The sequence below is a fragment of the Okeania sp. SIO3I5 genome, assembly GCF_010672085.1.
Lineage (GTDB): Bacteria > Cyanobacteriota > Cyanobacteriia > Cyanobacteriales > Microcoleaceae > Trichodesmium.
Genome location: NZ_JAAHHT010000365.1, coordinates 1 through 6,516, shown reverse-complemented (window position 1 = coordinate 6,516; position 6,516 = coordinate 1). Strand labels below are relative to the sequence as shown.

General features: G+C 35.4%; 4 protein-coding genes and 1 tRNA gene. 3 read left to right on the top strand and 2 right to left on the bottom strand.

Features of this window, described 5'->3' with window-relative positions:
- Positions 1 to 730: 730 nt before the first annotated feature.
- Positions 731 to 803: transfer RNA gene (locus F6K40_RS37815), tRNA-Ile, on the bottom strand.
- A gap of 140 nt (positions 804 to 943) precedes the next feature.
- On the opposite strand from F6K40_RS37815, the gene F6K40_RS37810 reads away from it, so the two are divergent.
- Positions 944 to 1,612 carry a hypothetical protein gene (locus F6K40_RS37810; protein ID WP_293144644.1) on the top strand — a complete coding sequence of 223 codons (669 nt, stop codon included), beginning with the start codon at positions 944 to 946 and terminating at the stop codon, positions 1,610 to 1,612.
- 1,369 nt (positions 1,613 to 2,981) lie between these two features.
- On the top strand, positions 2,982 to 4,514 hold the full coding sequence (locus F6K40_RS37805; RefSeq protein WP_293144641.1) for a hemolysin family protein: 1,533 nt from the start codon (positions 2,982 to 2,984) through the stop codon (positions 4,512 to 4,514).
- Positions 4,515 to 4,920: 406 nt separating this feature from the next.
- Here F6K40_RS37805 and queF read toward each other — a convergent pair whose 3' ends face one another.
- Complete coding sequence (gene queF, locus F6K40_RS37800) at positions 4,921 to 5,343, bottom strand: preQ(1) synthase (protein ID WP_293144638.1); 423 nt, start codon at positions 5,341 to 5,343, stop codon at positions 4,921 to 4,923.
- Positions 5,344 to 5,707: 364 nt separating this feature from the next.
- Here queF and F6K40_RS37795 point away from each other — a divergent pair, with 364 nt between their 5' ends.
- Positions 5,708 to 6,298, top strand: a complete 591-nt coding sequence (locus F6K40_RS37795; RefSeq protein WP_293144635.1) for a hypothetical protein — start codon at positions 5,708 to 5,710, stop codon at positions 6,296 to 6,298.
- Positions 6,299 to 6,516: the final 218 nt, after the last annotated feature.

The following is a 6,516-nucleotide window of genomic DNA, read 5'->3' as shown; positions in this document are numbered from 1 at the left end:
GGAGGAATAATTGTACCTGTATCTTTTTGGGAAGTGTCTGCCACCCGTCCTAAATTTTTAGTCTTAAAGGCTAAAAAATTTGCACTTTTTTCGCTCCCCAAGTGCCCTCAAGCTTGATATATCAGTGCTTTTAGATTATATTGGCCCGGCATACTAGGGCGTTTCCCACACTTTATTGATGCACAACCAAAAAACCTAACCCCCCAACCCCCTTCCCTACAAGGGAAAGGGGAGCTTCCCCCCTCTCACTCATCAGGAGAGGGGGAGGGGCAGGGGGGAGAGGTCTTCGCTCGTTGCTCGCTCCTAATCCACAATTTAAGGCTTGACACGGCACTAGGTTTTCCTGCGGAATGCTACGCAAACAGCTATTTTGATCTACTTCAGGTATTTCCCTTACTCATAATGGGTTTGAAGTCATTTTCGACGTAAAAAATGTCAAACTACCAATCATAAAAACAGGTAAGACATAGCCTAGATTAGGCCAAAATACTTATGAATTGCGAACCAAATTTTTAACTGTCCGCCGTAACCCACCGATGAACAATCCTGCCCCATAGTTCCAAGGGATTTACCAAAAGAATTGGGTTTAAAGCCCCCACTTTTAAAGCGAAATGTTTTTGAAGCGGGGCATAAATCCCTGTTACAAAAACAACTTCTGACTTCTGACTTCTGACTTCTGACTTCGTTAATCAGAACTGCTAAAAGCGGATAGGTCGTTAAGTTAAATAAATGCGCCCTGCTGGAATCGAACCAGCCTGAAAGCGAATTATGAGCTCGCTGCCTCCCCAATCGGCCAAAGGCGCTTGAGAATTTAGAATTTAGAATTTATAATTCAGAATTGGTTAATTTAATAATTCTGAGTTCTTTATTCTTATACTATATCCAATTAATATATAGTATATCATAAAAAAAAGTAAAATCATGCCTAAGACATAAAAAAACTATGAATTCTAGTATTTTCCTAACTCTAGGTCTGCTAGCTCTAATGTTTGGTGCTGGTTTGAGTAGTGCTTCTTGGGGATTTAAACTGGGCAGAGAAGCTCTAAAAGGAATTACTCAACCAGATACTCGTCCCACTAATAACTTAGCAAGTGATCAAAGCAATTCAAATCGTCGAGAAGAGCTAGTGTTCTTAAAGGAGGACAAAATTATTATCAATGTCAAAAGTACCATTATAAATGGTGGAGTAGTAGATAAAAAAACGGCTCTTGAAGGCTCCCAGGAAAAACAAGGTAAGGCAAAGTCTAATCAAGCAACTCAGCCTCAGCAAACTTTTCCAATTGTCAGTAGTGATGGTGGGGTAGTATTGGAAGTTGAGAAAGTCCGTAGGTGGGGTAACTCTCTAGTTTTGGATGTTAATTTAAAAAATCAAGGAGACCGAGCTGTAAGATTTTTATACAGTTTTTTGAATATTACAGATGAACAAGGAAGAGTTCTTAGCGCCAGTACAGAAGATTTACCAGGAGAACTCCCACCAAATGGTAGAAGATATTATGGTATTATTACTATCCCAATTACTTTATTAGATAATGCTAAAGAACTTTCCCTAGAACTTACAGATTATCCAGCTCAAAAGTTAGATTTGAAAATGTCTAAAATTAAAATAGATTAATTTTATTTTTGATTTTTACTTTTGTATTTGAACAGGGAACAGGGAACAGGGAACAGGGAACAGGCATGAAAAACATTTCGTAGTCTGAGATTCATCATCAGTAATTGTCAAGAGCTAATTCTTTCCTAGCTATAAAAAATTATCAAAAATAGGGAAGACGGAAGAGGGAATAGTGAATAGGGAACAGGCATGAAAAACATTTCGTAGTCTGAGATTCATCATCAGTAATTGTCAAGAGCTAATTCTTTCCTAGCTATAAAAAATTATCAAAAATAGGGAAGACGGAAGAGGGAATAGTGAATAGGGAACAGGCATGAAAAACATTTCTTAGTCTGAGATTCATCATCAGTAATTGTCAAGAGCTAATTCTTTCCTAGCTATAAAAAATTATCAAAAATAGGGAAGAGGGAAGAGGGAATAGTGAATAGGGAACAGGCATGAAAAACATTTCTTAGTCTGAGATTCATCATCAGTAATTGTCAAGAGCTAATTCTTTCCTAGCTATAAAAATAAGTTGCCTCTACTTAAACTCCTTAATTTATGGCAATTATCATAATGGTGAGGTGGAAAATTTTAGGTTTTAAGTTTGAAGTTTTAGGGGAGAGGAAATAAGAAGCAAAAATGTAGCTCACTAATTTGAGAAACCCTATATCTCTATAATAATTTCTAGCATAAGGTAGAAGTCGGAAGAAAGAATTCTGCTTTGTCTAATTTTTAGGGAATTGAAATATCCTAAGAGTTATAAAGATTGCTATATAACTAAGCTAAGTATACCTTTTAAATGAATTCAAAAGTCAAAATTCCCTAGTGTCACGAAGCTTTAAACCCAGTTTTTTTGCTTAAGTTAAATAGTTAGTTTTGGAGAGCAAAAGAAATCTACCAAATTAACCTGAATCCGAGCTGAACCTGGAAAATAAAAAACAGGGCATGACAATTAATATACTTGTTCCTAAATAGATTGAAAAAATTCCTAAAACTTAGAGGGAGCAATAATATAAAGCATCTTTCAAAGATAGCAAAAAGGTTTAAGAAAGCAATAGTTGTCCTACTTTTTCACCCAGCATATATAGCAATCCTATTTCAATTGTAATATTTTGGTGGTAGGGGCGATTTGCGTTTGCCGAGCATTTCGTAGGAAATCGCCCCTACATGAGTTAGGAAGGTGAACCGTCCGTCGGATTGGCGACGTACAGTCATAAATTTCAAGGTTTTGCCTTAATATTAACTACTATAAAAATTTTCACAAATCATTTAGGATTCCCATATAAGCAACAACTATAATAAAATATAATTTTGGGAATTTTACCTAAGAGTATAAAAAATTGTATATTTTAAACATAAAAATATTCATAGGTCTGAGGCAGAATCAATGGCAGTAAGTTTGGGAGAGATACCAGGCTTAAATATACTGACACGGACAGATGTACTGTTACGACTTTTGTTAGTGTTTTTATTAATTACTATTAATGCCTTTTTTGTACTGGCAGAATTTTCTATTGTTTCTGTGCGAAGGTCACGTATTAATCAATTAGTAGATGCAGGTGATGTTCAAGCAAAAATCGTTCAGCAACTTCAAAGACGCATAGAACGACTTCTCTCAACAACTCAATTAGGTATTACTTTATCTAGTTTGGCCTTGGGTTGGATTGGCGAAGCAACTATGGTAATAATTGTTAGAGAAACTATAACAGATCTACCACTACCTGATTATCTTAGTAAAGCGATCGCTCACTCCCTAGCTATTCCTATTGTCACTTTTTTTATTTTGGCTTACCTGCAAATTGTGCTAGGAGAATTATCCCCAAAGTCAGTAGCGCTTATTTATTCAGAACAGTTATCTAAATTATTAGGTCCTCTGAGTCTAGCCATCTCTCGTTTTTTTAATCCATTTATTTGGATTTTAAATCGATCAACTCGTTGGTTATTAAGAATAGTTGGAATTAAATATACCGCTAGTGCCTGGAGGTCACCTGTTACTCCAGAAGAATTGCAATTAATTATCTCTACTTCTACTGAATCAACAGGTTTAAAGGCAAAAGAACGACAACTGCTTAGTAATGTATTTGAATTTGGGGAAGTATTAGCTGTAGAAATTATGGTTCCACGGACAAATATAAATACTATTTCTAGTACAGCCACTTTTCAAGATTTGTTAGATGAAATTCAGCAATCTGGTTATTCTAAATATCCTGTAGTTGGTGAATCAATAGATGATATTCAGGGTATTATTGATTTTAAAGAATTGGCCAAACCTTTAGGGCAAGGATTATTATCTCCACAAACTTTAATTTTGTCTTGGATTCGTCCTGCAAGATTCGTTTCTGAACAAACGTATCTGAATGAGTTATTATCATTAATGCAAAGAATGGGTCAAATTCCAAATAGTCCTCAGCACTCAGAAATGGTAATAGTAGTTGATGAGTTTGGTGGAACTGCCGGATTAATTACGCGGGAGGATTTAATTGCTGAAATTATTAGTGGTGATAGTTATGAAGTAACTGACACTGAAGAATTCCCCTTACAAATGTTAGACGATCGGACTTTTATTGTACAGGCACAGTTAAGTGTTGAAGAAGTTAATGAACTCTTAAATTTGGATTTACCAGTGACTGAGGATTATCAAACTTTGGGAGGATTTTTGATTTATCAATTACAAAAAATTCCTACTCAAGGCGAAAAGTTACGCTACAAAAATCTTGAATTTACTATTATCTCTGCGGAAGGGCCGCGTTTAGATCAAATCAATGTTTGTGAATTAGAGGAGTTAGAAACTGAGGAAGTTGTTAATGTAGTTTTAGATGATGAAGCAGAGGAAAAAGTAAACCTAATTACATCAGATGAACTAATTGATAGTTTCTCTTCTCAACCAGAGGTTGATAGTCAGGATATGGATATTAATTAGGGTTTGCTGAAAAAGTTTTATGGGTGAGGGTAGGAGTCAGGAGACAGGAGACAGGAGACAGGAGATAGGAGACAGGAGACAGGAGACAGGAGACAGGAGACAGGAGGAGTAAGGAATTTAGAGGAGGCAGGAGGAAGAATTATCCCTTGATTTTTCTGCCTCGCGTAACCCCAAATCCTAACTTTTTGCAGCTCTATAGAGCAAAAACCTTGTACTTTTTCCAAACCTAAAAAGGCACTTACCTTTATCTGTACAATGCTTTAAAATTTAATCAGCAAACCCTAATTAGGGTTTGCTGAAAAAGTATTTTTGCTCTTTGTAGTAGTCAATAGTCAGTAGTCAGCAGTCAGGAGAAATGGAAATTTAGAGGTGGTACTGATAACTGATAACTGATAACTGAACTAGCTTACTTTTTATAATGTTCAACTTCGATAGTTGTATGAACATTTCCTCGTGGAGAAAAATCACCTTTAATTTTGACTTCTAAAGGGTCGCAAGCTGCTACAAAATCATCTAAAATTTGATTGACTGATTCTTCATGGGAAATGTAGCGATCGCGATAACTGTTGATATATAACTTTATAGCTTTTAACTCGACTACTCGTTCATTAGGAATATATTTAATGTCAATTGTGGCAAAATCTGGATAACCAGAAAAAGGACATTTACAAGTAAACTCTGGTAAACTAATATTTATTTCATAACGTCGTCCTATACGGGGATTTGGAAAAGTAATTAACTCTCCTTCTAATATATTCCGTTCTCCATATTTAAGTTCTTGCAAATTTGAATCTTGAGATAGTTCATTATTAGTTTCAGAGTAATTCATAGATATTAATCAAAAAAAATTCAGCTATTTGAAAATACAATTTATTTGAGTAAATTTTTGAAGTTGTGACTTGACCATTTTTTGAATTCAAAATTCACGCATTCAAAGTTCAAAAATTTTGGTTCTAAGTGAATTTCAATAATTGTTTAATTAAGGATTCTTTTTCTCGTTCGTACCTGAAAAAAAATCAAAAATATTTTCCTTATTTCAATCCCAATATTTTCCTACGGAATGCTGCGCAAACAGGCAGAGGTTATAATTTTGAATTTATTTGACGAATTTCTGTTTTCTTGGTCTAATTGCACTAATTATCAGTCATAATTATTGAAAAATATCCATCAAATTAGTATTATATCGTAACATAATGCAAAATATTAGTAAATCTGGTAAAAATGGACCATTATCAGAAAATAACTATTCTCCATCTGTACCTATTTCTGTATATAGAGAAGCCACCGCTGAACTACAATCAGCTCAGATCAAGCTAGAATCCCTCAAAGTTCATAATGAACAGTTAATGCAGCAAAATCAAAGACTTACAAAAGAAATTGAAAAAATTCTTAACTCCGCAATCCAGTTACAAGAAACTTTAAATACTGCCCAGTCAGTCACCCAGTTAGCCAAACCACAAATACCTTCTTTTCCTAACTCTCAATCTAGGGTTGATGCTGTTAGTTCTAATTATTTAAGTTCTGATTTTGAGGTAGATTCTGAAATATCACTTCCCTCTCCTTCTCCTTCTCTACCATTTACTGAACCTAGAGTAACAGAGCCAAATTTTCCAGAACATCTATTTACAGAAGAACCAGACGAAAGTCGGCACAATAGATTTACAAGTACTACCCAAGTATCTAATTTGAATGGAATATGGTTAGTAGTTGCTGTTTGTCTGATTGTAATTACTGCATTTGGTGCCGGCTATTGGGTAGTGCGGCCAATATTAAATCAGCGATAGAATTCTGTTTAGCTTTGTTGACATACTCCCGACGTTGCCCTTACGGGACTTATAGGGATTCTTCAGTCTGGGAAACCCTGACCGCTGTTTAGACAGAGGTGATGTCCTCCCCCTGTGTTGACATTGATAATAACAAAATTCTCCTAGCTTGTGTCTTGGGCCTATGAATGTTTAGCTTATGAAGGTATCCGAATCCTGGCCCTGGCTTTCATCCCGAC

Excerpts from the sequence above, each read along its gene's own strand:
- queF (WP_293144638.1), bottom strand. The coding sequence starts at position 5,343 with ATGAATTACTCTGAAACTAATAATGAACTATCTCAAGATTCAAATTTG.
- F6K40_RS37795 (WP_293144635.1), top strand. The coding sequence starts at position 5,708 with ATGCAAAATATTAGTAAATCTGGTAAAAATGGACCATTATCAGAAAAT.
- F6K40_RS37805 (WP_293144641.1), top strand. The coding sequence starts at position 2,982 with ATGGCAGTAAGTTTGGGAGAGATACCAGGCTTAAATATACTGACACGG.
- F6K40_RS37810 (WP_293144644.1), top strand. The coding sequence starts at position 944 with ATGAATTCTAGTATTTTCCTAACTCTAGGTCTGCTAGCTCTAATGTTT.